The sequence below is a fragment of the Vibrio tritonius genome (assembly GCF_001547935.1).
GTDB classification, from domain to species: domain Bacteria; phylum Pseudomonadota; class Gammaproteobacteria; order Enterobacterales; family Vibrionaceae; genus Vibrio; species Vibrio tritonius.
The window spans coordinates 528,862-555,253 of sequence record NZ_AP014636.1 but is presented as its reverse complement, the minus strand read 5'-3'; the positions used below and the strand labels follow the sequence as shown (position 1 = coordinate 555,253).

The window sequence follows — 26,392 nt, the reverse complement described above, 5'->3', positions numbered from 1 at the left end:
AGGAGTCAAAGCAGTGAATAAAGTGTATTTACAGCGGTCACTGGCCGCTGCTTTAACCGGTTTACTTTTTAGTGCTACTGTTGCCGCACAAGATGTCAACATGGATATTGTTCGCCAAGTCGCACCAGCCAATGGCTGGGCTGCAATGGCCGGGGGAACACAAGGCGGGGCCAGCGCCAGTACCCAACATATCTATCGGGTATCAACCGTAGATGAGCTACAGTCAGCACTGCATAAAAGTGGTCAACAGGCCAAAATAATTTTAGTAGAAAAGCGAATTGATTTAAGTGGTGGCATTCCTTTTAAAAGTTTTGCAGATCAGAAGAAACGCTCGCAGATTCACATCTCCTCTAACACGACACTTTTGGGTGTTGGAGCGGATGCGGGGTTCTTTAATGGTTCGCTTATCTTGAAGAAGGTCAAGAATGTCATCATTCGCAACGTCAATATTGAAACACCGATTGACGTTGCACCCCATTTTGAACAAGGTGACGGCTGGAATGCTGAGTGGGATGGAATGAACATCATTGGTTCCGAACATATATGGATCGACCATGTCACCTTAACCGACGGTTCTTTTACTGATCACATGTATGGCCAGAAAGACGGATGGAAATACGTTCAACATGATGGAGAGTTAGACATAAAACGTGGCAGCGACTATATCTCAATATCAAACTCGCTGTTCGAAAAACACGACAAAGTGATGTTGATTGGTCATAGCGATAAAAATGGAGCACAAGACCGAGGGAAATTGCGTATCACATTGAACGACAATGTGTTTAACCAATTAGTACAGCGCACGCCTCGCGTTCGTTTTGGCCAAATTCATGCGTATAACAACCTGTTTATCGGGAGCAAGGCCAATGACGAAGAGTACCGCTACGGCTACTCATTTGGACTTGGAACAGAAGGCACCGTTCTCTCAGAAAACAACGTGTTTAATATTGACCATCTAAACACTCAATGTGGTGTATTTAAAGCAATGAGTAAAGGCAAGCCCGGTGTATTGGTCGATAATGGCTCGAAAGTCAATGGAGAACCGCTTAACCTTACAGCTTGTGGGTTGCAGGCTAAGAACATCAGCGTTCCATACAAATATCAGTTACAACCTACCGACTCACTCATCACACTGAAAAACAGTGCTGGCGCGGGTAAGTTGGCTTTAAATTAGACTCTATGTGCCAACAACGTTGGGTACAAGGGTGAAACCCAATTGCCAATGTATTGTGGCAGTTTTGGGTCATGGCACATCTATTTAATGCATCGTTAAACTGTCTCCAAGCCATAAGGTGTAAAGCATATACGTCGTCACGCTACGTTATTCTTTACACCTTTTTTTTATTTCGTCACTTCCCTCCCCCAACAAACAAGAACCGATCTATCTCTCATCTTTGTGTATCCATTGCTAATGTATACTTATCAAATAGTGTATAGCAGCAAAAACTGATATAGTAACTACCCATAATACTTATAATTTTCATATTGTTAGAAGCATAGATGTCATGATAGAACTAAATGGGAAAAACCAAGTAGTGAATTTGCTAAGGCGAAAACCGCTTTCGCGCGTCGATCTAGCAAAACAAACTGGTTTGGTAAAATCTTCTCTGACAAAAATAACTCAGCAACTCTTAAATGACGGCATCATTGAAGAGATGGCGTCTTCTGAACAAACTCAAGAATGCACAAAAGGTCGTCCTAAAACAGCATTACGTCTTGTTCCTCATAAAAACTTTTCGCTGTGCTGTTACATTTCAATTGAAAGTTTCGTAGCCATTTTAATTGATCAAACGAACAAGATTCTGTGCCATCAAGTGATTCGCTGGGATCTTCCGAAAGAGAAGCGTATTTTTAGCGCAGCTCAAATTGTTGAAATGATTCAACACCATGGCCATGAGCTTTGTCGAATTGAAGGGATCACCTTTTCTGAACTCAAAGTCATTACGGTCGCCACACAAGGTAAGATAGCCCAACATAGTGGCCTTATTCACTGTAGCCAAATCCTAAAAGAACGTCATTTCAACTTGGCTGAGTGCATAGAACAACACACGGGTCATACTGCTAAAATTTTCAACATTGCGCACTGTTGCAGTGCCCAGTTACGCGTTACCCACAGTCAACTCAACAGCTTTATGACGCTGCTGCTAGGCTATGGCGCCGGTTTTGGGATCATGATAGATAAAAAAATCGCACTCGGCCCTGCTGGCACTTCACCTGAAATTAGCCACATGACCTACGATCTCAATGGCCGAGATTGCTATTGTGGCGCGAAAGGTTGCTGTGAAACCTACATCACCTATCGAGCTATCATCGCCGAAATCGAAAAACGCGTGGGACATACGCTGCCCGGCAAAGATGCCAAAGAGCAGCTGCACCATATTGTTAGTTGTCTTGAAAAAAAGCAGCCAGATTATATCGAAGTGGTAAATGAAGCCGCTAAAGTAATGGGATTTATCATCTCTCATTTTATAACGGTATGGGACATTCACGATGTGATTCTAAGTGGCGAAGTCAGTATCTTATTCGACTATCTTAAACCGCAAATTGAACATTATTTACAGCACAATAGTGACTTAAATTTTGGCTCCACCAATATCTCATTTTGGCATGAACGGGACTACAACATCGCATACTATGGTTTGATCGAGCTAACCAACCGCGCTTACCAAGTCTAACGCGTCACAGTGTGGTATTACACACAACGTTTGTTTCCCCTTCCCAAGCCAATCGATACGAAAAAAGGTCATCCTACAAGATGACCTTTATTGGTTGTCACCACAGCGACATCAAAGCCACTTGGGTAAGCAATCGCTTACTTATCTACTTATCTACTTATCTACTTACTTAGCGTCGACCTGAATGATCACTCGGCGATAAGATGTCAGTTGAGGTTGACCATTATCTTTCACTTTCAAAATGATATGAGCCTCACCACCATTTGGACATTGTGCATCTGGTAGGGCTATCCAGCCATCGGCACACGCTTTATTGACCGTAATAACCGCTTTACTCTGGTCAGCCTGAGCGACAGTCACATCCGCGATTCCCGGCTGATTAGCAACGCCACTAAACCCCGCTTCTTTATAATGAATCCATTCATAACTTAACGTATTGTTATCGGGATCAGAGCTGTGTGATGCGTCTAAAGTAATGCGATCGCCCGGTGCTGCTTTGATGTAAACCACCTGCCGTGACTCATCACCGTTGACCACGGCAATCGGTTGATGGTTTGCCTTAGCATAAGGCTTAATCGTCCAATCCATACGTGCTGCAAAGTCATTTTGAAACTCATTACGCCAGCGCCAAATCGTAGCTTGATCCGATGTGTATTCTTTACCATCCACCCCTTTCACGGTATCTGCAGAAGTAATACGACCAAACCAATCGCCACCTTGTGACCAAATAGGATGCGTTTCGCCATAAGGCTGACGATAAATGTATCGCCCACCCCAGCCGCCCCAACTTGGGTTGCGGAAACTATTTAAACCATTATCGGTCAACCCCAAAAAGGCAGGTGTATCCCCTTCCATGATGAACATGTATTTAAGATAGTGTTTACCCAGTGGTCCTTTACTCCGAATGTTTTTTTCCAACCATTCATTGGTGATATGACTAAAATCAGCACCGGCACCATTTTTGTAGTATTCGTCTCCGGCAATCCCAGTCCACGTTGCTGATCCATACTCAGCTCCATCTTGAGAAGAAGGTTTCACAACATAAAAAAGCGATGGGAAATTACGGCGAATCCAAGGACCCGCATCATCTTGATCCGAAATAGAATACACCCGTAATTTAGCAACGAATTTCTCCACTTCTTGCTCACTACGTGTGGCTTTTACATCATACAGCGCCTGCGCTAAGGTGTTCGCCCCCCCCCACACCGTTATCCAAATAGGACGGCTATCGGGTTTATCCACCGCAGCGATCAACGCCTGAGCACCAGGTGAGGCTTTGCCTTGGCCTACATCCTCCATTCCATAACCCGGCTGCCCAGTATTGACTACAGATTTTAAATAGGACGCTGTTGGCCAACCTTTTGCGTGCAATAGCAGGTTAGGACGAACCTTCTCGTAGGCATCAATAATGTGGTTGATGGTGTCTTTTTCCCGTTTCGCTCGTTGCCAAACCGATGTTGTGGCAACGAGTCCTTCGATATTCAGTTCATTTGAATAGGTTAACAGACGAACCATCGACATTTGATCATCTGGTTCATTTCCCATATCTGTCAGCACAAAGATACGTGCATGACCAGCATAGTTATCAATCTGATTAGGCTGGTAATTTTCTGCCATTGCTTGCGGCACTGCTAAACCTAAAATGAAACTGCTAGCGACAGCGATTGCTGTCTTTTTCATGCCTGTACGCCAACCATCAGACGTCGTAAGTCCGCTCTTTAACATAGAGATTCCCGTTATGATTTAGATTAGAAATAGTGATAAATGAAGAAATTTGGCTATTAAAATAATATGACCACTTAGTTCACCATTTGAATTATATAAAAATAAAATGAGAAATCAGAGAATTAGCTCACACTAATAAAAGTCTGCTGCTAACTTTGGCAAAGTGAAATAATGGGGTAATTTTATTCTGGGCTACTTGGTATAACTTAAGGCGGGAAAGAAAAAAGGCACTAAAAAGTGCCTTTGGAAAACAAACATTACGCCGTTAATGACGACATATCAATCACGAAACGGTGCGCCAAATCCCCTTGTGCAAGGCGGGCAAACGCATCGTTAATCTGATCCATTTTGATCATTTCACATTCTGGGTACACATCGTGCTCAGCACAGAAATCAAGAACTTCTTGCGTTTCTTTGATACCACCGATAAGCGAGCCCGCAACACGGCGGCGACCCATTACTAGTGGAATAGACATGAGCTCCTCTAGAGGACCTATCTGACCAACCATCACTAAAGAACCATCAATATCCAATAGTGGTGTATAGACATTTAAGTCATGCTTAGTCGGTACTGTATCGATGATGAGATCGAATGAATTTGCGGCTTCTGCCATCGCTTCCGCATCGCTTGAAGCAAGTAGTGATTTCGCGCCTAGTGCTTTGGCTTCTTCCTCTTTCTTGTTAGAACGACTGATGGCCGTTACTTCAGCCCCCATCGCAACCGCCAATTTCACCGCCATGTGGCCTAAACCACCAAGCCCAATCACACCAACGCGCGAACCTTTCTGTACATTCCAAGTGCGCAGCGGAGAGAAAGTCGTAATACCAGCACATAGAATCGGCGCAGCACGAGACATATCCATTCCTTCAGGGATACGTAAGACAAACTCTTCGCGAACCACGATATGTTTTGAATAACCACCTTGAGTGATTACCCCGTTAATACGATCTGGAGAACCGTATGTGGGTGTCATCCCATTGCGACAATATTGCTCTTCATGATTATGGCATTGGTCACACTCTTGGCAACTATCAACCATACAACCAACAGCAACTTTATCGCCCACTTTATAGTGTTGAACATCACCCCCAATCGCGGTGACCACACCCACAATTTCATGACCAGGAATCAATGGATAAGGCTGCGGACCCCAGTCACCATTCACTGTGTGCAAATCGGAGTGGCACACGCCACAGTAGGTGATTTCAATAGCAACATCATTAGCACGTAAATCACGACGTTCGAAGTGATAAGGAACAAGCTCTGAATCGGCTGAATGTGCCGCGTAACCAACTGTTTTCATGTTTGGATATCCTTACTGGTTAACCTGATTGATAAGTATCGAGTGATACTTACCCACCTATCCTACCGATCTTGGCACAAGAAAACTTGCCTAATCTTCCAAGATGACTGCACAAAATTATCGCGATGTTGTTTGCGGACAGAACGTCACAAACTAAACAACCATCAGACAATGCTCTCATTCCATCTTGATCTATTGACCAATTTGCCCGCGAGTCTCACTAAATGCCCGATGAAAACATCGCTGTTTTGGCTGTATTATGAATTACAAAATATTATCTAATAACGTTATATATTGAAAAACGAATAAAGAAATAAACACAACGTAAATAGAAGGAAAATAAAAGGCAACTAAAAGATAAGAATAGAACTGAGAGAATTGGATAGAATAATATAAAGAGAGTGAAATGGTAGGCCGTGCGGGGCTCGAACCCGCGACCGATTGATTAAGAGTCAACTACTCTACCAGCTGAGTTAACGACCTACTGTTATTTTTCACCATTCAACTTTAAAAGCTTTCAATAACAATTACTTGCACTGAACCCCCTAACGCTGTGACAACAAAATAGATCTAACCAACGCCAGTGTCAACAACAAAAATAAAAAATAACCAATTGTTTCTTAATATTAATTTACTTAATTTATGAGCAAAATAATTTACGAGAAAATTAATAAACAACACGTATAGATGGGCTGTTAATGACATTTTTAAAAAGACTAACGGTCTAATTCCTATCCTACCTCTTCCGCCGCTAATGAAAGCATTCAGTTTGACCTCAACACATAGCTTAACGCAAATAGGATACCTATATTCACTTACAACTTTCGTGAGCACAATGGGTTAATTCTCGTGATAGTCACTCTATCCGATGCATTGTATCAAGTAACTGTGTATTATCGGCGTCCTTACCTGTACTTAGAGCGATCCTTGTTGAAGGCACGCTTGTCTTTTTGAGAAAACAAAATGGCCCGACCTTTTTTCGCGGAAGTGATTTTATTATTAACGACTTGGATTGCCGGATGGGGCTGGATCTTCTCCAAAGAAGCCACAACAGAGATGCCGACTTTTGGCTTTATAGGACTACGATTCAGCGCCGCAGCCCTGATCATCTTATGTCTGTGTTTCCGTGCCTTCCGCCATGTAACCAAAAGTCAATGGCGCGACATGATTGCCAGCGGTGTATTACTAGCGGTTATGATCAACTTATGGATGTACTCTGTGGTGACCGCACCTACCCTCGGTGATGGTGCATTCATTATGAGTTTATCGATGTTGGTGGTGCCCCTACTTGATCTTTTCTGGGTAAGAAAAGCGCCATCCAGTGCTTACTGGCGATCGCTGCCTATCGCAGTGTTGGGGCTAGCTTTACTGACATTAGGTAATCATTCCAGTTCAACCTCATCACAAGGTTGGTTTCTGTTAACAGCATTCACTCAAGCTATCTATTTCCGCTTCAATAGTGATTTCTCGACTCGAGTGCCTCTATTACCCCTGACGACCGTGCAATTGGGCGTGACCGGCCTTATTTCGCTCACTATTTCAGGAATTTGGGAAACATGGTCAACGCCATTTTCAACCGCAACTTGGAGTTGGTTTGTTGCCAGCGTCGTAATTGCGACCAGTTTGCGCTTTTGGTTACAGCTGGTTGGACAAAAGGCTACAACGCCTGCCAACGCCGCCGTTATCATGATTATGGAACCGGTATTTACCCTATTGATTTCGGCGTTTTGGTATAGCGAGCAGCTCTCAGCAACGAAACTTGCCGGCTGTGGCCTGATTTTATTGGCACAACTCTTCTACCGTTTTACCCTAAGTCGCCAACTTAAGCGCAAAGCCAGCCAAGCTTAGCCAGCGCTTAAGATCGCGTTATAGCGATGATTGGGAAATTCAACAAACCACGAAATCAGCCATTAAGCCGTACGTGGCTGATTGACTGGCGCAGCCACGGCACTTAATTCTTGGGTTTGTTCTGAGTAGTGGCTTAACTCCAAACGTCCATCATGGTGCTCAAGAACGGCGGTGCAATTTTCTAACCAATCGCCGGTATTGATATAGAGTTTACCTTCCACAGGCAACAGTTCAGGATTGTGGATATGACCACACACAATGCCATCAAAATCGGTGTTTTTGATTTTACCAACGGCTAAAGAACGGTAACGACTCATCGCAGCCTCTGCCGCGGGAGACCACTGCTTTAGAGTACGCGCAACCGATTGATATGGCTTGCCAAATAGACGACGTACGCCATTCCACAGCGAGTTAATCATCAATACCACATCATAGGCGTAATCGCCCATCACACCTTCAAGACGGCTGGTGCACATTTGGCGATCAAATTCATCACCATGCACCATTAAAAGTTTGCCATGACTTGGACTGTGATAGACATATTCACGATGAATTTCAACCTGTTCGAAGGTACTTCCAGCCCAATCACGTAGCGCATCATCGTGATTGCCGGGGATGTAGATAACTTTTGTGCCCTGCTTGGCTTTGCGCCGCAGCAGTTGCAGGATCTGTTGATGCTCTTCTGGCCAATGCCAGCGGCGTTTAAGCGCTTGCATATCAACAATATCCCCAACCAAAAACAGATATTCACTGTGGTGGTAACGTAAGAAATGGAGTAAGTATCTAGCACGACAGTGCTTTTCACCCAGATGTAAATCCGATAACCAGATAGCTCGGCAGTGACGATCAGCTGAGGTCATGTTCTCTCCTCGTGAAACATTAACCTTGTTAGGCTAGCTCGCTGGTTTGACACTTAAGTGACGTATCATTGATGATTCAGTGACAGCATTTAGGCGGTGAACACACCATGAGAAGAATGGGGAATAATGGCTAGCAATCCAGCCATGCTTGATTCGATTAATGGCAGAAGAAGAATGGTGAACCCCGTGGTCAAATTGAATTGACCACTACGATTCTCAACATCATATACCCAAATGACCTCAAGATGCAGACTTCAGAGCTTCATCAACAAGCACAGGTCAAGCTCAATGACGGAAGGAATGGTCATTCCCTTTCAACGTCATTGGGCGCTGAAATGGGCTTGTTGATGAGCTCCCAAAGGGCGAGTTGTATTCGCTCCTATGCTGCGTTACCGATTTTCTACGTAGAATAACTATGTATTCAAATCAGTGCCTTGCCTATGAGCGAATACATTCTCGCTGAAACCGCATCTTGAGGTTACTTGGGTATAAGAACAACAAGCATAACATTGGAGCATCTTTCATTTATGCTAGACAGTCACTGAATACGCTTTTTACTTGTGATAGTAAAAGGAACTCTGGGATTTCTGAGTGCGATAATCGCTATGAGTAGCGATAAAAATCAGATTACGTAGGAAGATTTTATTAATTTCTATTAATGTAGCGTTCAGCGTTAGCAAACAGCTTGTCGCATAGTTTTTTCTGGCTTGCGTGTTCTGGAGTACCAGTTTCCATAGAATCCAACACATCTTTAGCTTGTTGGTATTCAGCTACCATCGCAGAAAAACGCTCTTCAAAGTTGTTTTTGCTTGCTCTATTAGTCGATTTTTTATACGGTCTTCTCATATTGTTTTACCTTATAGATCCCATAGCAATTGTTGATCATAGCCTGATAGGATATGTTCCATTTTCTTCTTGGTATCGCTAACTTTCTCTTGGTTTTTCTCTTTATCTTGACTTGGTTCGTCATAAGAACATGGATCAATAAAATCAAATTGTTTATTCAAATTAAAATTTCTCTCGTTGATGAACATTTATAAAGTGGCATTAATAAAATGACATTTTAAAAATAAAATGCCCGAATGCATCTTTATATAACATGAATGCTTACATCAATATTTTACAATTTCGTAGCTACCCTACGGGCCTGACTATAACGAGGAACTTTCAACTCAGAGCAACTCACGTTGCCAATTTATTATTTATTTTTCCAGCAAGATATAGCACCAAGACATCATCGCTTGGCGTGCCAATTCGTTTAACTACTTATTATAACCGATTTTCTACGTAGAATAACTAGGTATTCAAATCGGTGCCTTGACTATGAGCGAATACATTCTTGCTGAAACCGCATCTTGAGGTTACTTGGGTATATACGCTCAAAAAATAAGATCCCTCATAATGAGAGATCTTATTCTATAAAATTACAGTACAGTAACGTTACTTGCTTGTGGGCCTTTAGCGCCTTGCTCAGTAACGAAAGATACTTTTTGGCCTTCAGCTAAAGTTTTGAAACCGTCGCTTTCGATTGAACGGAAGTGAACGAATAGGTCAGAACCACCGTTGTCTGGGGTGATGAAGCCAAAACCTTTAGTTTCGTTAAACCATTTTACTGAACCAGTTGTTTTATTAGACATATTTATCTCGATAGATTAGTTAAATTTGTAATGAAGCTACTAAATAAGAAATGAAGAAAAAGGTATCGCAGGATAGATATGACGAAATGAATCGAAAAAAAACTGTGAAGATCTTGAACTAAATATTTATCAATAGCTCGCTATAAGAGCTGGAGACACTATACACCATCTATTCATAATTGATATAACTTTCTGTTTTTATTTTTAATTATATATAAATCATATGGTTACTGTTCAAAATCCCAGTCACTAAATCGTCACTTATCAATCAAACCAAGGTAATACAGAGCATAGTGCGCAAAAATACCTCACAATACCCGATGCCTTTAGCAAAGGTGAAACCTTAGAATATCACTCTTCCTCTTCTACAGCGGCCCGCGCCTCACGCGCTTCCACTAATGAACAATCGGTTAATGACATCAACTCGGCTAATGTCATTTGTGGGTTGGCACGGAGGACTTTGCACAGTCGTTCCGATAATGGTTCTAACCAGTGTTGATGTTGGTTAAGCGTGGGGACGAGCTTTTTAAGCACAAACCCAAAAGCATCATCGCCATGGTGTTGACACCACGCCTGCACCTTCGCTAGTTGTTCAGGCGAGCCAGTTAATTGCCAATTGCGCGAGCGCCTAATCCGTTTTAGTTCACATTGATATTCACTAGCCACGGTTTTTAACTCACGCGCCTTATCACCACCAATACGGTGGATTAAAGAGGGCAACGCAATGACAAGCATTGGCATCGTATTGAGTAATAATGAAGGAACTGACGAACGAGTTGGCATAACGGCGTGAAAAATAACGTTTCTAAAACATAACAAGACGCCACTCTATCACAGACTAAAGAAACAATAAGCCCTAAGAAATGCAAAATTGTCTTAGGGCCTTTTTGATCACAGCAGTTTATAGATATGGATATTCACCCCGCGCACACCATTTACCTCTGCGGGTTCAAGGCTGCCGACAAACACGCCATAGTTCAACCAATCATATTTGCCTTTTGGAGCATGGAAACGCGGAGTTGTCGCGATTTGTGGACGATCCCCTGTCGCCAATTTATAACCGGCGTTTTCGATGGCGATGTACACATCGTCGTCGGTTTTCAAAAGATATTTGGCGAACACAAAACGGGAAGTGACTTCCTCTTCGGTTAAACCGCCATAGCCCATATTCCAATCGGCTCCGCCGGGGACAACTTCCCCAGAAAGCAGCTCACCATGAAATTCACCGCCACTGATTTGAATAACTTTGAGGTAACCAAAATCATTCCCGCCCACTACAGGACGTTCGGCACACGCCACCTGCAAGTGCATCACATGCTGAGCGTCTAATTTGGTTAATTCTGAACTCATTTTTTGCTCCTATTTGCTGGTGATATCGGTGTGATTGAGGCGATTACAGAAAAACTCTAACGCGATTTTTTTGGTGGTATCTTGGAAAAACTCTGGTGTTCCATGGCCGCCATTTTTTAACACATATAAGTCTGCTCTATCGTCCAATCCCACCGCACAAAGCTGCTGATAAAAGCGCTCGCTCACGGCCAGCGGAACCAAAGGATCAGCATCACCATGCATGATCAAAATCGGCGCCATGTTCGAAGATATGTAATATTCCACGGAAGATTCCCTAGCCCGTTCGCGCATCGTATTAGGGTCGCCCCCCAATAACGCGCCAGGGTGAGTATCTTCAAGTTTGTCCCAACGATAGCCAGGCTGCTGTACATCGTGCGCTTCTTTATCTATCATCGCGACCATGTCCACCGGGCCAAAAAGATCGTATGCCGCTTGAACATTTGAACTGACACCGGCCCACTCTTGACTATCGTATCCATCAATATTCATTGCCGCTAACGCACTCAAGTGACCACCGGCAGAGCGCCCCATGACACCTATTCGATCTGGGTCGATTTCATAACGATCCGCATTAGCACGTAAAAAGCGAATTGCAGTCTTAACATCAATGAGTTGCGCCGGAAAATGGGCTTGGTGACTACCACGATAATACATAGAAGCAACCACAAACCCCGCTTCAACTAGATACATCACTTCCGCTACCATCAGGTTTTTATCAACGCCACGATAACCGCCCCCCGGAATCCATAAGATGGCAGGTTTTCTCTCTATATTGCGTTGTGTGTCGTCTTTACCGGCAGCCAATTTCATTTCACTGTTGCCATTTTGCAGCATGATAGAAAGCTTGAGTTCTAAAGGCTGACCTGCGAGATCGTGAGAATGTGAATAAACAATGTTGTCGATAAAGTTAATGCTCGGCCGCGCCCGACCTGGGTCAATATAATGTTTCATTACTCGTATGTCCTTTCTCAAACTAGTGTTGTTTTGGGTCGTTCATTAATGCCAGTAACGCAGTGCGTTTTTCATCGAGATAACGACCCCACGCATCGGAGTCAACAAATGGATTACGGTTGGGATTTGCTAACAACAAGTCGCGTTTTTCTAACAAATTGACATTATTCGTATGGTTAGGCATGAAGATATCAACCGGCTGCTGACGTACTTTTTCTAACGATGCCAAATAGCGTTCACGCATAGCGAAGTCTAGATCCCCGTATTCACAGAGATGCCCTTTTTGCAACGTGTTAAAACCAAAGCCGCCGTAATAGCCGACTCGTTTGGTCTCATTGCCATCATGTACGTCAAAGAAACAAGCAATACAGCCTTCGGTATGTCCAGGCACTAAATAGAATTGAATTTCTGTATTTCCGAAGGTAAAGACATCGCCATCATTAATCGCTACATCAACATCAAAACCTTGGTACTGCACATCATGGGCATCATGGGCATCATGCAAAAACGTCCATTCTGGTCGCGTTGCAAGCATATCTGCATCTGGAGCACCTAAATAAACTTGGGTGCCAAACATGGTCTGGAAAAACGGGGCCGCGCCAATATGGTCGACGTGAGCATGAGATAACACCATCCACCGAACGTCGGCTGGATTAAAGCCAGCCTCCCAAATGGCTTGAACCAACATGGCTGTGGCGCCAATATTACCGGCATCAAATAGAACCAATCCTTCCCCTGTATCAAGCAAATGGGCACACACCCAGTTATCCCCAACATAATGAAGATTGCCATAGAGAGTAAATGGCTTAACGTAGCGTCGTTCTTGTTCAAAGAAGAAGTGCCCCATTGGGTTGTCTTTAAGTGTTTGTTGGGTTGCGACAAACTGCTCGTAATCGGATTTTACCGTCATAATTGAATTCCTCTACAATCTGGTGAGTGACGTTATTTAGAACTTACGGCTGGTTGTTCCACCAATGCTTGCTCCTCTTCCTCAGAGGAAGCGGCTTCAATACGTTTCAGAGGACCAACAATGACGATGTAGCTAAATAGGGCTAACACGGCATGAGCGGAAACAAAAATCAGCGCCCAAGTAAAACTCCCCGTTAACGTGACAATGTAACCAATAACAATAGGAGTCACGATCGTAGAAACATTACCCAAGGCATTAAAGATGCCACCAGCAGAACCAATGATTTCTTTAGGGGCGACATCACTTAAAATCACCCAGCCTAACGTTGAGCAGCCTTTGCCAAAATAAGACAACGACATAAACGCAATAACTAAATAGATGGAGTCGACATAATTACAAAATATGATGGAGAACGAACAAATCATGCCAACAATAATCGGCATTTTACGCGCAATATTGAGTGAGTTTGTTTTACGCATCAAAAAGTCGGAAGATGCCCCCGCTAGAATACTGCCTAAAAACGCACAAAAAGCAGGAATTGCTACCAATAACCCGGTGGCTTTAATGTCGATACCGCGTTCCGTCATCAAATACATTGGAAACCATGATAGGAAGAAGAACGACAAACAGTTAAAACAGTATTGGCTTAAAAAGACGCCGATAGTAATACGGTGCGTTAAAAACGCTTTCACTTGTTTCGAATTACCGCTCGTTTTTTTCTTTTTGCTTTCCGGTTGTTTTTTATCAATATCAACTAATGCGCCACCTTCACGGATATAGTCCAACTCCGCATTATTAACCCAAGGGTGCTGTGCAGGTGGCAGGCTCACACGGTAAAAAACAAATGCCGCGATGATTTCCAAGATACCAACCAGAACAAATAGCGACTGGTAATTAATCGCTCCAGCATACCAAGCGAAAAACGGTACAAAACCAACAGCTGCAATATACTGAGATGACCCAGTTGCTGTAATAGCTAACCCTTTTTCACGTAATGGGAACCATGTGGTAATAACGCGAGTGAAGGATGGGATGGCGGGTGTTTCCATAAAAGCGACGAGTGCTCTAAAAATGAATAGCCCAATCACCACCAACACGCCGTCGAACGTGGTTGCAAGGCCCTGAAAAAGGTTGATCACACCAAGTCCCACGAAACAGGAAGTAATGGTGACACGTGACCCAAGTTTGTCGAGTAATAGCCCCCCAGGGATCTGACACACGACATACACAATAGAGAAGGTACTAAATAGCCACCCTATCATCGCAGGTGATATATCCATCGTTTTCATTAAAGGGCTGGCAATTACAGGGAATAGGTTTCGGTCGGCGAACATGACGATCGAAACCATTAAAACAACAAAGGCTACCCCTAATCGACCTCTTGTAGGTTTTTTTTGGTCCATATATAAGCTCCACATAAAATAAATAATTAATGGCTGAAAAGCATTTTATTTATAACGAGCGAATAAATAGCAGTATTTTAGCGAAGTCACATTTGATGTTTTCTTAAAGCACCCCGTTAATAAAAACCCAAAATAACAAAGGTAACCAATTGAATTAAAATGGTTATTTCTTAACTTGTGCAAACCGAAATTATTTTTGTTCCTATGCACAACGCAATTTGAATAAAATCACAAATTTAAAAGACAAGGAAAAAATTAAGAGATAAGAACAGAGATTATTAAATATTTAAATTGAAAAAATTTATTTTTAAATTCACAGAAAAATAAAAAGCCTTTGCAAAAGCAAAGACTTTTTAAATGAATCACTTCCAATTTATTGATATAAATGCTGGTGATGATGCTGATGTTTTAAATAGCGTTGAAATCGCAAATGACGCATATAGGCTCGAGTATTGCGAATAATGCGGCGATCCACACCCGCGGCAGCAAAGGTTAAGGCTGAGCCAGCAATGATAAACACAATACCAATCACCGTATTTTCATGAATGACTTCACCGAGAATAAACATAGCCAGTATCGGAGCTAGGGCCGGTTTGATATAGAAGATCACCGACGCTGTAGCAGCCGAAGTCTCTTCCATTGCCATAAAGTAAAAGGCATAGCCAAACCCTGTGACAAAAATTCCCAAGTAAATCAACGATGGCAACGTGTGCAGGCTAACGCCTTGTACAAATGGAATGTATGCAAAGTTGCTCAACCCCATACCCGTAAAGAGATCAGCTATCGCTGGGACATGAGTTAACGCCATCAACACAAACATTTCGATACAGCCAGCAATAAAGCTAAAGAAAGTTAATGAGATACCGGTAAAACCGTATTTTCTATTCCCCATTTGCCCCACAATTCCATACAAGGCAAAGGTCACAGCTGCAAGCAAAGAGAGTGTTACCCCAACCATATTAGGTAGATGTTGTGGATTCACGATAAACAGCATACCAATCACGCTTAATACCAATGATCCAACACTTACCCAAGTCATTTTCTGATTAAGGAAGATATGCGCTAATGGAATCACGAAAATCGCATTGCAGCTAAACAAAATCGCAACGATGGATGCGTGCGCGTACATGATGGCAAGTTGAAAAAATGTCATGCTGACAACCACACACAAAAAACCAGTCAAAAGAAAAAATGGCCAATGCTGTTTTGTCACCTGTAAGTTTTTTTCTTTCAAACTCTTCACTGCCATTGGCCACAACACTATGGTGCCGATGACGAAACGTAGAAAGTTTAACTCCAACGGATTGAAGTCTGCTGCCACTATTTTTAATGCCACCTCCATAGAACTAAAGAACAGTGTCGCAAACAGTATATAGAAATAACCTTTGTTCATTATTAAACCTTTACGGCCCCCTCTTACGGATAGATCGAACAATACACAGACAAAATTTCAGCCATCTATCGGGGCGACAGCTTTGCTTATTCAGCCGTTAAAGCATACCCCTGTGATCCTGATTTCTCTAGGCATATATGAAGGAGATCACATAAACATTGATCTAATCGATGTTGGCTAAATTACAACATAACTGTCAGCTATAAGAGTTCGCTGCTTATGGCATTTACGCTATAAATGTCATAAAAACCATAAAAATAGTTTTACGTATTGATTAGTTTTTTTTATCAAAAAAAACCTTGAAGACGGTTGGGGTCGTTCTTATATAAGGGGTGTCAGCGCAAGAAAGCGCAGCATCAATGACGATGTCTTTTATCTAACGTTTTATTTAGGAGGCAACTTCAATGAACATTCGTCCTTTAAATGACAAGCTGATTGTGGAAAGACAAGAAGTCGAAAACAAATCAGAGGGCGGAATAGTCCTAACTTCAAAATCGGTCAAAAAATCCAACCTCGGCAAAGTGCTCGCGGTAGGTAAAGGCCGAGTTCTCAATAACGGTGAACGTGTCCCGATGGATGTCGCTGTCGGCGATACCATTCTCTTCAACGACGGTTACGGCGTGAAAGAAGAGAAAATCGACGGTAAAGAATACGTCATCCTCTCTGAATCCGATGTGTTAGCGATTGCTGAATAAGACTCACTGAAGTGTTACGTGTATTTAAGTAAGGAGATAAATCATCATGGCAGCAAAAGAAGTTCTATTTGCTAACGACGCACGTCAAAAAATGCTCACTGGTGTCAACGTATTAGCTAATGCCGTCAAGGTCACATTGGGGCCAAAAGGCCGTAATGTGGTTTTGGATAAAAGCTATGGCGCACCCACTATCACCAAAGACGGTGTATCCGTTGCCAAAGAAATTGAATTAGAAGACAAATTTGAAAACATGGGTGCGCAAATGGTGAAACAAGTCGCATCCAAAGCCAATGATGAAGCTGGTGACGGTACCACAACGGCGACAGTACTTGCACAAGCGTTTATCAATGAAGGACTTAAATCGGTTGCCTCTGGTTTAAATCCAATGGATCTTAAACGCGGTATCGATAAAGCCGTGACTGAAGCTGTCGCTAAATTGCGTGAACTGGCAAAACCTTGCAACGATAAACAGTCCATCACCCAAGTTGCGACCATTTCTGCCAACAGTGATCAAGCCATTGGTGAAATCATCGCCGAAGCAATGGAAAAAGTGGGTCGTGATGGTGTCATCACCGTCGAAGAAGGCCAAGGCCTAGAAAACGAGCTTTCCGTGGTTGAAGGTATGCAGTTCGACCGTGGTTATCTCTCCCCTTATTTCATCACTAACCCAGATTCTGGTGTGGTGGAATTGGATAACCCTTATCTGCTATTGGTCGATAAAAAAGTCAGCAATATCCGTGAATTGCTACCCGTACTTGAATCGGTCGCGAAGGCTGGTCGCCCACTTTTGATCATTGCTGAAGATGTCGAAGGCGAAGCCTTGGCAACATTGGTGGTGAACAACATGCGAGGCATTGTCAAAGTGGCCGCTGTTAAAGCCCCGGGCTTTGGTGACAACCGTAAAGAGATGCTGCAAGACATCGCCGTTATAACCGATGCGACTGTGATTAACGAGCAAATCGGTCTTGAACTGGAAAAAGCTACTCTCGAACACTTAGGTAGTGCGAAGAAAGTCACCATCAGCAAAGACACCACTTTGATTGTCGATGGTGCGGCAGCACAATCAGCGATTGCCGATCGCGTCGCCACTATTCGTAACCAGTTGGAAAACACCACCTCAAGTTACGATAAAGAGAAGTTACAACAACGTATTGCCAAACTTTCCGGCGGCGTTGCGGTCATCAAAATCGGTGCGGCGACCGAAGTGGAAATGAAAGAGAAAAAAGACCGTGTTGACGATGCGCTCAACGCGACTCGCGCTGCGGTAGAAGAAGGTATCATCCCTGGCGGCGGCGTGGCATTGGCGAAAATCGCTCAAGAGCTAAGCGACCTCACTGGCGATAACCAAGAACAAAACGTTGGTATTCGAGTGGCTTTGCGCGCGATGGAAGAACCTTTGCGCCAAATCGCGATTAACGCTGGTGACGAAGGCTCTGTTGTCGCCAACAAAGTCAAAGAAGGCAACGCGCAATACGGGTATAACGCCGCTACTGGCGAATATGGTGACATGATTGAACTTGGCATCATCGACCCAGCTAAAGTGACGCGTTCTGCTCTGCAATTTGCAGCCTCTGTCGCAGGCCTGATGATCACCACCGAAGCCATGGTGACTGACCACATTGCAGAGAAATAACCTAAAGGCTTAATGACTCGTTAAAGCTTATCTTACTTAGGTTAAAGGCCACTTTCACACTCTTGGTGAAGGTGGCCTTTCTTTATTCAGTAACTAGAAGTATTTTTTGCCCGCTAAAGTGTTTATCTCGCTGATTTTACTTACCCAAACTGCCAATCAGTGTTATCAGGCTATCAATATGGCGCCGCGCTTTTCAACTGTCGTTTCTTCAGATTTCACTTTAGGCATGATGTTATTTCTTTAACAAAACCGTTTCTTAAACTCACGAGGCGTTAATCCTATAATGTTGATAAACACTTTTCTGCAAGCACTGACGTCTTCATACCCAACTTGATTCGCTATCCATTCAAACGACTGGTGTGTGCTTTCTAAATAATCACACACTTTTTGGATTCTTAAGCGCTGTAAATAGTGATTTGGGTTTTGACCAGTTGCTTTCAAAAAACGTCTTTGAAGTGTTCTTTCTGTCAAGTTCACTTGCTTAGCCAACCCTTTAATGGAAATAGCTTTAAAAAAATTCTGATGCATAAATTGCTGTGCAGCCGTAATGGCAATATCACCATGAGAAAACGAGGGGTTAAACTGTTGATAGTAGCTTTGTTCTCTATGGGCCGTATCAATGACTAAAGTTTTCCCGAGTCGCTGCACCACTCTCTTGGATGAATATTTGTTAACCAATTCAAAACCAAGATCTAACCATGACATCATTCCACCAGCGGTAATCATATCACCGTGATCAATGAGAATTTTATCACTGGTCACAGATAGCTCAGGGAAATGATTCGTTAGTTTGTCTGCTAATGCCCAGTGCGTTGTTATTTCTCTTTCTTTGACACATCCTGTACTAGCAAGAATGAATACGCCAGCACAAGCGGCAGCTAAAATATTTCCTCTTGAATATCTCTGTTGTAGCCATTGGATGAATTGCATATTAGGAGATGAATAATACTCATCAACCGAAGCTGGCGGTAAAAGGATAACTGTGTAATCTTCGTTAGGTTGTTCAAGATGCGAAACAATGTTTGGCTCAAACACCACATCTATCTTTAGTTCTCGACACAACCTATTTGTCAGTAAAAACATCTCCTCAAAGCCATACACGGCAGATTTCAGTACTGAGGGATATTCACAAATTCCTATTTTTATCTTGGTCACTTTTCTTCCCTCATTTGTCGTTTATTGCCTTTTTTATGTCATTTTACCCTCTAACTATCAAGCAGCAAGTCATTCATAATTCTTCCATACTCATTACTTAAAAGGAACGACATATGAGCCAAACCGCTCTACTCGTCATAGACTTGCAAAACGACTACTTCCCCAATGGTAAATTTCCATTATGGAATACAGAATTAGTATTGAATAACGTCAAAACACTAATTAATCACGCTAACAAGCAACAAATGCCCATCTTGCTTGTTCAACATATTTCCTCAGCCCCAAAAGGTAAGGCTCCATTTTTCGAACAAGGAAGTGAGGGGGTTGATATACATTCAGACATATTAGCTATTTGTACTAATGCAAAAATTATTCAGAAGAAATTTGCTGATAGTTTTCATGAAACAAATTTGAGTAGCGTTCTATCTGAACTTGCCATTGATGAATTACTGATATGCGGAATGATGACTCAAAATTGTGTCACTCACACAGCAATGTCTAAACAGGCAGAAAACTACAAAGTTACGGTCATTCAAGATTGTTGTACCACGACAGATCAAATGATTCATAATATTGCATTAAACGCAGTAGGCGTTCATATCCCACTGGTCGATTTAGCTGAACTGTTATAAACACAAAACGCTGTAACTCCTTATCCAACTCGCCATAAAGCTAACAATTGTGACTTTTCGAAAATGTCGCTGCGCTAAAAATTTGATATGGTAGTCAAAGAGATAAACGGAAAGTTCGTGATAGATGTGTCCGCACTTTACCCATCACACCGTTAAGGATCATAAAAGGATAGGAATCATGGCGAAACAACTAACGATTGGTTACATCGGTAATGGCAAAAGTACCAACCGTTATCATCTGCCCTTTGCTTTGAAATTGGGTGACAAAATCAAGGTCAAGACCATCTTCACCCCGAGCGGCAAAATGGATTGGGCTCAGATAGAGGGAGTTCACTACACTACGGATCTCTATGAATTACTTAACGATCCTGACATTCAAGTGGTAGTCATCACGACTCCATCCCAATACCACTATGAATTAGCGAAACAGGTGCTGATTGCGGGTAAAAACTGTGTAGTAGAAAAACCGTTTACCGAAACCTCAGCTCAGGCCGAGGAGCTATTTGCCTTAGCCAAAGAAATGGGCTTGATGTTGCAGTGTTATCAAAACCGTCGTTTTGATAGTGATTTTCTCACCGTTCAAGAGGTGATTAAAAGTGACAAACTGGGCGACTTGCTCGAGTTGGAAATGCATTTTGACTATTTCCGCCCAGAAGTTCCGGAAAACACGACGTCGTTTAGCCGCATCAACTCTTATCTCTATGGTCATGCTTGTCATACGTTGGACCAAGTGATCTCACTGTTTGGTGAACCTGATAGCGTGCATTACGACGTTCGACAGCTGCTCGGTAAGGGGCGAATGAACGATTACTTTGATATCGACTTATACTATGGCGTGTTCAAGGTGTCGGTAAAATCGAGCTTCTTCCGTCTTAAATCTCGGCCAAGTTTTGTCGTTTATGGTAAAAAAGGTATGTTTGTCAAAGAGACAAAAGATCGCCAAGAAGAGCATTTAAAACAGTTTTATATGCCCGATAACGCTGACTTTGGTCTGGATAAGCCTGAGCACTACGGTGTTTTGACTTACATAGACGAGCAAGGTATCTATCATGAAGAGAAAGTGCCTTCCGTCGCTGGTGACTACTCTCGCTACTATCAGGCCCTATATGACACGCTTATCCATGGTCAAGTTCCGGAAGTCACACCACAGCAAACCTTGCTGCAGATCCGTTTGCTTGAAAAAGGGATTAAGACAATTTCTTAGTCGAAATTTTCAATAGATTAAAGGCAGGCGCTATTGTATGTGCCTACCTCACTTATGCTTTTGTATTCTAGATAGTAACGGATGTGACTTTGATGTAAATGCAACTAAGAGCACAATGGTGACAAAATTATTTTCTCAGGAGCTATTTTATGTCAATGATGTCGCGCAAACTGATAACTGCATTAGTTGCAGCAACGTTATTCCAAGCACCATTGAGTTACGCTAACACCGAATCCCATTTGGTCACTCAACAAGCAGGTGGCTATGCGGTTCAAGTGGGGCAAGTTCGTGTCACCGCTCTTAATGATGGCACTGTGCCTCAAGATGCCAAAAAATTGCTGCGTAATGTGAGCCAAAAAGAGATTGACCAAGATCTCGCGCACCATTTTCAGACAAACCCCGTAGAAGGTTCAATTAATGCATTTCTGATTCAATTACCCCAGCATAACGTATTGGTTGATACTGGCTTGGGTCAAGTATATGGACCAAATGTTGGCGGCAAAGTAGTCGCAGACTTAGACGCATTAGGTATCAAACCGGCTGATATCACAGAAATTTTGATCACCCACTCCCACTCTGATCACACTGGAGGTCTGATTAAAGATGGTAAGCCTGTCTTTACCAATGCTACCGTGTATGTCGGTAAGCCTGATATCGATTTCTTCTTTAGCGATGAAGAAATGAAAAAATCCCCTTATGGGCAAGGCTACTTTGATGGAGCTCGTTCTACGCTTAAACCCTATTTGGATGAGCACAAAGTGAAGACCTTTAGCGGTAGCCAAGAAATTCTGCCTGGAATCACAGCGACCGTACATCCGGGACACACTCCTGGTGCCGCCTTTTATCGCTTAGACAGCAAAGGAGAAAGCATTACCTTTGTTGGAGATATCATTCATATTGCTGCCGTTCAGTTTGCTAATCCAAACGTGACGATTATTTACGACCAAGATCAATCAAAAGCCAAAACTGTACGTAAGAATGCCTTTGCTGATTTTGCCAAGCAAAAAGAGTTAATTGCAGCACCCCATTTGTCGTTTCCGGGCATTGGACACATTCGTGCTGACGGTAAAGGATACGATTGGGTGCCTGTCGATTATGTTAATCGTACTCCTGCAAATAAATAGCAAGTGAGCACTATGATAGGTGGTTTTAGTACATCTTAATTTGATGCTCTGACCTATCTAATTCAGCAAGGGGCGATTGATTCGCCCCTTTGTTATTGGTTTGCTCTTTACTCTACAAAATGACTACAGCGCCAACGTTAAAATTGCTACTGCATCATCTGGCGTAATGTCTTTGTGTTCACCTAACGCCACTTGACCATGCTCTTTGAGCTTAGCCGCTACCGCCTCAATATCACTAGCGTTTAGTTCATAAGACGAAAGCCGAGTTGGGTTACCCATCGTTTCAAAAAAGCGCTCAGTTTGCACAATCGCCTGCTCTACTTTTTCATCATCACAGCCTTGAGTGATACCCAACACACGCTCTGCGTATTGCAGAAGCTTTCCTTTTTTTTGTTCCTTTTTGTAGCGCCATAGCGCAGGCATCACAATAGCCAGTGTTTGCGCGTGATCTAACCCATAAAGCCCCGTAAGTTCATGACCAATGGCGTGAGTTGCCCAATCGGTTGGTACACCATTTCTTAGAGTTCCGTTCAGCGCCATGGTCGCTGTCCACATCAGGTTGGCTCGCACATCGTAATCTTCTGGCATTTCGAGTGCCGTTGGGCCATCTTCAAACAGGTTTTGCAATAAGCTTTCGGCAAAACGGTCTGAGACTTTCATGTTCACTGGATAGGTCATGTACTGTTCCATGATATGCACGAAACTATCGACCACACCATTAGCGATTTGACGTGGAGGCAATGTATAGGTGGTTTGAGGATCGAGAATCGCAAATTGCGGACGTACATAATCCGAACCAAAAGACAATTTATCTTGCGTTGCAGCGCGTGTAACTACGCTATTACGGTTCATTTCTGACCCCGTTGCCGGTAATGTCACCACACAACCCAACGGAAGAGCTTTTGTCACACAGTTACCGCCAGTGGTAATGATGTCCCAATAATCGCCCTGATAACAGGCGGCGGCTGCAATAAATTTACTGCCATCAATCACCGAACCACCCCCGACGGCAAGGATCAAATCGATATGGTGTTCTCTAACAAGGTCAACGGCTTTCACCAAGGTTTCGAAATGCGGATTCGGCTCAATACCGCAAAATTCAATCACAGTCATGCCAGCCAATGCCGTCATCACTTGGTCATAAACGCCATTTTTCTTAATGCTGCCACCACCATAAGTGACGAGAACGCGACTATTGAGCGGAATTTCATGTTTCAACGCCGCAATTTGTCCCTTACCAAAATGCGCTTTGGTCGGGTTGAAATAGGTGAAATTGAGCATGTGTGGGTTCCTATTCGGTTTCATGTTGTCTTTGGAGTAAGGCTACCAATTACGCTAACGATTTCAACCTTCTATCCATGGCCTATCCAAGAGTACCTGACGCTTTTCAAAATCAATCGTGACATGCGCGCCAATCGGTGTGGTTAACATCGGGTGGGTATGGCAGCTATCGAAACCATTGACGATAGGGACTTGCTGCCCATTAAGCACTTCAAGCAGCACATCATAAGGTGAACGATAGGTTTCTCGGTGATCGAACCCTTCGTGTTTACCCAAAATAACCGCGGCAACCTTATCAAATACGCCACACAATTTAAGGTGAGCGAACGACCGTTCGACGGTTTCAATGCCTTTGAGGCTGTCTTCAATAAGCAAGATGTCGCCCTGCTCAATCTCAGGCATGTAAGGCGATCCCCAGATCCCCGCCATGGTATTAAGGTTGCCACCAATCAATCGCCCCGAGATTTTACCTTCGCCACGAAATTCCCAATGGTTAGCACTGACAGGCTTCTCTTCAACTTGGTTCTCCCAACCAACTCGAACATCCGTCCAGTACCTGGGCATGGTATAAGCGTATGGCAGTGCAGGCACATCACACAGCAAATCCTTAAACGAAGCAAAGGTTTGATCCACCAGCGGCGGCAATTCACCAAAAGAGGCAACCAAGGCGGGACCATAGTAAGTGACTAACCCCGTTTGCGCGTAAATACCCAGTAACAGCGCTGTGACATCGGAATAACCGATGATGATTTTCGGATCGTTTTTCAGTGCCGCGTAATCAATGTAAGGCAATATGGAGTTACTGTTACTGCCACCAATGGTTGAAATGATGCAGCGAACTGCAGGGTCGCGAATCAATTGGTTAAGCTCTTCAGCCCTTTGCTGTATTGACCCAGAACGATAGTTATCCTCTTTACCCGTTAGCAAACCCGCTTTGAGTTTAAAACCTTGTTGTTCCAAATACGTTTTGGCTCGAGCAAAACGATTCGGGGCAAATACGGTCGCAGGAGAAGAGGGAGAAAAGAAGCCGATGGTATCACCCACTTTAAGGCGTGGTGCTAAACGAATTGTCATAACAGAATTGACTCTTTTATTTGAAGATACCTAACCGTATACCATAAAAAACAATAAGATAAACAAGATCAGCATCACAACGATCAATAAACAGCGATAAACAGAATAAACAGGACACTCACCTTTAATACCATAAAAAAACCGGTCTTGAAGCAATAGCCTTTGGTCGCCACGAATGGGCAAAAGTTTGAGTTGAATAAGGGCGTGTGTCCTCGTAAATTTAGTAAATTTTTCACGAACGATAAGACCGATGTAGCAGTATGTTGTTGCTATGGTATCTTTACTTTCTGAACATTTTATAAAGACAATGTCTGCTGAAAAGGCACTTGTTCTAACTCAAAATCAGCCACCTTGCTTGTTACGTTAAGTTGAACTATTATTTGTACGTAATTTAGTACAACAGGAGCTCTACTATGAACCGTATCCGTTTTGATCAAGATATCAGACCGTTATCTGAATTTCGTTCAGGTGTGGCTTCATTTATCAAACAAATCAATGAGACTAGACGTCCATTAGTCATTACCCAACGGGGAAAAGGTGTTGCTGTTGTTCTAGATGTAGAAGAATACGAAGCAATGCAAGAGAAGATTGAATTACTTGAAGAAATGCGAACAGCAGAAGCCCAACTAGCTTCAGGTCTGGGGATTTCAAATGAAGACGCTCGAGCTAGTGTACTGGGGCGCATTAAGAAATGAATGTTGTTTGGTCTCCATTAGCACTTGAAAAATTAGGGGATGCAGCTGAATTTATTTCACTTGACGATCCTGTCGCAGCAGAAAATTGGGTTAATGACGTTTTTGATAAAACAGAATTATTAGGAACAATGCCTGAAATGGGGCGGTTAGTTCCAGAATTGCATAATTCCAATTATCGGGAAATTATTTTTGGTAACTATCGTATAATTTATAGTATTGGTCTTGAAATACAAATACTTACAATAAGAAATTGTCGGCAGATTTTAACAAAAGATGACGTCTGAGCAGTTGTGTTATAACAAACGAGTATGGCGTCAATAACTAATTTTTCGCCATATTTTCGTCCCACATAGCACCATCTCTGAGCATTGAATTAAGGATCACTACCATCTTTCTAACGCAGGCAATTATCGCCACTTTTTTTGGTTTTCCTGCATCAAGTAGCCGTTGGTAAGTCGCCTTAAAAACAGGGTTAGATTGCATTGCAGACATCATGGCCATATACAGAACTGTGCGTACTTGAGCACGTCCGCCTTGAATAATCCGTTTGCCTTTATAGCGACCACTTTCTCGATTCATGGGGGCGACGCCAATCAAACGTTCCAATTGACCTTCTACTGTCACAAGTTTTGGTTCCCCAAATTAGCGCCAGCAGTCTGCAATTGAGCTACACGTTATAACTCAGGGTTAACATGAAGTATAAGTTAATAAAATCAATGGCTCACAACTTTGTCCACTCGTTTGTTGGTGGATGCAACTGTATTGATGGGGCATTTGTATTCGAAGAACTATATACGTTAGCTCGGCTAAACAAAGGTAAGCCTGTTCAGATTTCTTAGGTTC

The 26,392-nt window shown here is 42.9% G+C and carries 26 protein-coding genes, 1 tRNA gene and 1 pseudogene; 11 read left to right on the top strand and 17 right to left on the bottom strand.

What is annotated here, in order from left to right; translation table 11 throughout:
* The first annotated feature begins 13 nt into the window (after positions 1–13).
* Both JCM16456_RS17660 and JCM16456_RS17655 read left to right on the top strand, forming a co-directional pair.
* Positions 14–1,174 (top strand): pectate lyase family protein, encoded by a 1,161-nt coding sequence (locus JCM16456_RS17660; protein WP_068716968.1) that lies wholly within the window; start codon positions 14–16, stop codon positions 1,172–1,174.
* A gap of 331 nt (positions 1,175–1,505) precedes the next feature.
* Positions 1,506–2,675: an ROK family protein gene (locus tag JCM16456_RS17655; RefSeq protein ID WP_068716966.1), complete on the top strand. Its 1,170-nt coding sequence runs from the start codon at positions 1,506–1,508 to the stop codon at positions 2,673–2,675.
* Between the two features lie 165 nt (positions 2,676–2,840).
* Here JCM16456_RS17655 and JCM16456_RS17650 read toward each other — a convergent pair whose 3' ends face one another.
* From JCM16456_RS17650 to JCM16456_RS17640, 3 genes are all read right to left on the bottom strand, one after another.
* Positions 2,841–4,355 carry a nucleoside hydrolase-like domain-containing protein gene (locus tag JCM16456_RS17650; RefSeq protein WP_068719021.1) on the bottom strand — a complete coding sequence of 505 codons (1,515 nt, stop codon included), beginning with the start codon at positions 4,353–4,355 and terminating at the stop codon, positions 2,841–2,843.
* A gap of 302 nt (positions 4,356–4,657) precedes the next feature.
* Positions 4,658–5,704, bottom strand: coding sequence for an NAD(P)-dependent alcohol dehydrogenase (locus JCM16456_RS17645; protein ID WP_068716964.1), 1,047 nt, complete (start codon positions 5,702–5,704; stop codon positions 4,658–4,660).
* A gap of 407 nt (positions 5,705–6,111) precedes the next feature.
* Positions 6,112–6,187 (bottom strand) — tRNA-Lys (locus JCM16456_RS17640).
* A 480-nt stretch (positions 6,188–6,667) separates the two neighbouring features.
* Here JCM16456_RS17640 and JCM16456_RS17635 point away from each other — a divergent pair.
* Complete coding sequence (locus tag JCM16456_RS17635; RefSeq protein ID WP_068716962.1) at positions 6,668–7,552, top strand: DMT family transporter; 885 nt, start codon at positions 6,668–6,670, stop codon at positions 7,550–7,552.
* Between the two features lie 62 nt (positions 7,553–7,614).
* On the opposite strand, the gene JCM16456_RS17630 is transcribed toward JCM16456_RS17635, so the two are convergent.
* The gene (locus JCM16456_RS17630) at positions 7,615–8,412 is read right to left on the bottom strand and encodes a UDP-2,3-diacylglucosamine diphosphatase (RefSeq protein WP_068716960.1); all 798 of its coding nucleotides are present in this window, start codon (positions 8,410–8,412) and stop codon (positions 7,615–7,617) included.
* 245 nt (positions 8,413–8,657) lie between these two features.
* On the opposite strand from JCM16456_RS17630, the gene JCM16456_RS23830 reads away from it, so the two are divergent.
* Entirely contained in the window at positions 8,658–8,825 is a 168-nt protein-coding gene (locus tag JCM16456_RS23830) for a hypothetical protein (RefSeq protein WP_156430590.1), read from the top strand.
* A gap of 232 nt (positions 8,826–9,057) precedes the next feature.
* Here JCM16456_RS23830 and JCM16456_RS17625 read toward each other — a convergent pair whose 3' ends face one another.
* The 9 genes from JCM16456_RS17625 to JCM16456_RS17590 form a co-directional block, all read right to left on the bottom strand.
* Positions 9,058–9,258 carry a hypothetical protein gene (locus tag JCM16456_RS17625; protein WP_068716958.1) on the bottom strand — a complete coding sequence of 67 codons (201 nt, stop codon included), beginning with the start codon at positions 9,256–9,258 and terminating at the stop codon, positions 9,058–9,060.
* Positions 9,259–9,269: 11 nt separating this feature from the next.
* Positions 9,270–9,419: a hypothetical protein gene (locus tag JCM16456_RS23825; RefSeq protein ID WP_156430589.1), complete on the bottom strand. Its 150-nt coding sequence runs from the start codon at positions 9,417–9,419 to the stop codon at positions 9,270–9,272.
* Positions 9,420–9,836: 417 nt separating this feature from the next.
* Positions 9,837–10,049 (bottom strand): transcription antiterminator/RNA stability regulator CspE, encoded by a 213-nt coding sequence (gene cspE / locus JCM16456_RS17620; RefSeq protein ID WP_068716955.1) that lies wholly within the window; start codon positions 10,047–10,049, stop codon positions 9,837–9,839.
* 351 nt (positions 10,050–10,400) lie between these two features.
* A complete protein-coding gene (locus JCM16456_RS17615) occupies positions 10,401–10,868 on the bottom strand; it encodes a ribosome recycling factor family protein (protein WP_231894472.1) in 468 nt (155 codons plus the stop codon).
* A gap of 72 nt (positions 10,869–10,940) precedes the next feature.
* Positions 10,941–11,399 (bottom strand): DUF3237 domain-containing protein, encoded by a 459-nt coding sequence (locus JCM16456_RS17610; protein ID WP_068716951.1) that lies wholly within the window; start codon positions 11,397–11,399, stop codon positions 10,941–10,943.
* 9 nt (positions 11,400–11,408) lie between these two features.
* Entirely contained in the window at positions 11,409–12,350 is a 942-nt protein-coding gene (locus JCM16456_RS17605) for an alpha/beta hydrolase (protein WP_068716949.1), read from the bottom strand.
* A gap of 22 nt (positions 12,351–12,372) precedes the next feature.
* The gene (locus tag JCM16456_RS17600; RefSeq protein WP_068716948.1) at positions 12,373–13,260 is read right to left on the bottom strand and encodes an MBL fold metallo-hydrolase; all 888 of its coding nucleotides are present in this window, start codon (positions 13,258–13,260) and stop codon (positions 12,373–12,375) included.
* Positions 13,261–13,292: 32 nt separating this feature from the next.
* On the bottom strand, positions 13,293–14,663 hold the full coding sequence (locus JCM16456_RS17595) for an MFS transporter (RefSeq protein ID WP_068716946.1): 1,371 nt from the start codon (positions 14,661–14,663) through the stop codon (positions 13,293–13,295).
* Between the two features lie 373 nt (positions 14,664–15,036).
* Entirely contained in the window at positions 15,037–16,056 is a 1,020-nt protein-coding gene (locus JCM16456_RS17590) for a DMT family transporter (protein ID WP_082712365.1), read from the bottom strand.
* 404 nt (positions 16,057–16,460) lie between these two features.
* Here JCM16456_RS17590 and JCM16456_RS17585 point away from each other — a divergent pair, with 404 nt between their 5' ends.
* Both JCM16456_RS17585 and groL read left to right on the top strand, forming a co-directional pair.
* Entirely contained in the window at positions 16,461–16,751 is a 291-nt protein-coding gene (locus JCM16456_RS17585; RefSeq protein WP_068716944.1) for a co-chaperone GroES, read from the top strand.
* Between the two features lie 46 nt (positions 16,752–16,797).
* Positions 16,798–18,384 carry a chaperonin GroEL gene (groL, locus tag JCM16456_RS17580; protein WP_068716942.1) on the top strand — a complete coding sequence of 529 codons (1,587 nt, stop codon included), beginning with the start codon at positions 16,798–16,800 and terminating at the stop codon, positions 18,382–18,384.
* Between the two features lie 240 nt (positions 18,385–18,624).
* Here groL and JCM16456_RS17575 read toward each other — a convergent pair whose 3' ends face one another.
* Positions 18,625–19,539 carry a GlxA family transcriptional regulator gene (locus JCM16456_RS17575; RefSeq protein ID WP_068716940.1) on the bottom strand — a complete coding sequence of 305 codons (915 nt, stop codon included), beginning with the start codon at positions 19,537–19,539 and terminating at the stop codon, positions 18,625–18,627.
* A gap of 113 nt (positions 19,540–19,652) precedes the next feature.
* On the opposite strand from JCM16456_RS17575, the gene JCM16456_RS17570 reads away from it, so the two are divergent.
* The 3 genes from JCM16456_RS17570 (at position 19,653) to JCM16456_RS17560 (ending at position 22,499) form a co-directional block, all read left to right on the top strand.
* Positions 19,653–20,171, top strand: coding sequence for a cysteine hydrolase family protein (locus JCM16456_RS17570; RefSeq protein ID WP_068716938.1), 519 nt, complete (start codon positions 19,653–19,655; stop codon positions 20,169–20,171).
* A 178-nt stretch (positions 20,172–20,349) separates the two neighbouring features.
* Positions 20,350–21,375, top strand: a complete 1,026-nt coding sequence (locus JCM16456_RS17565) for a Gfo/Idh/MocA family oxidoreductase (RefSeq protein ID WP_068716937.1) — start codon at positions 20,350–20,352, stop codon at positions 21,373–21,375.
* 149 nt (positions 21,376–21,524) lie between these two features.
* Complete coding sequence (locus JCM16456_RS17560; RefSeq protein WP_068716934.1) at positions 21,525–22,499, top strand: MBL fold metallo-hydrolase; 975 nt, start codon at positions 21,525–21,527, stop codon at positions 22,497–22,499.
* Positions 22,500–22,622: 123 nt separating this feature from the next.
* Here the strand turns inward: JCM16456_RS17560 and JCM16456_RS17555 are convergent, their stop codons facing one another.
* Positions 22,623–23,780 (bottom strand): iron-containing alcohol dehydrogenase, encoded by a 1,158-nt coding sequence (locus tag JCM16456_RS17555; protein WP_068716932.1) that lies wholly within the window; start codon positions 23,778–23,780, stop codon positions 22,623–22,625.
* A gap of 63 nt (positions 23,781–23,843) precedes the next feature.
* Entirely contained in the window at positions 23,844–24,854 is a 1,011-nt protein-coding gene (locus JCM16456_RS17550; RefSeq protein WP_068716930.1) for a S66 family peptidase, read from the bottom strand.
* Between the two features lie 413 nt (positions 24,855–25,267).
* Between JCM16456_RS17550 and JCM16456_RS17545 the strand changes: the two genes are divergently transcribed.
* Entirely contained in the window at positions 25,268–25,549 is a 282-nt protein-coding gene (locus JCM16456_RS17545; RefSeq protein WP_068716929.1) for a type II toxin-antitoxin system Phd/YefM family antitoxin, read from the top strand.
* Entirely contained in the window at positions 25,546–25,833 is a 288-nt protein-coding gene (locus tag JCM16456_RS17540) for a type II toxin-antitoxin system RelE/ParE family toxin (protein ID WP_068716928.1), read from the top strand. Before JCM16456_RS17545 ends, JCM16456_RS17540 begins: the two co-directional genes overlap by 4 nt.
* Positions 25,834–25,870: 37 nt before the next feature.
* On the opposite strand, the pseudogene JCM16456_RS17535 reads toward JCM16456_RS17540, so the two are convergent.
* Positions 25,871–26,158, bottom strand: a pseudogene (locus tag JCM16456_RS17535) (transposase); the annotation flags it as partial.
* Positions 26,159–26,392 lie beyond the last annotated feature (234 nt).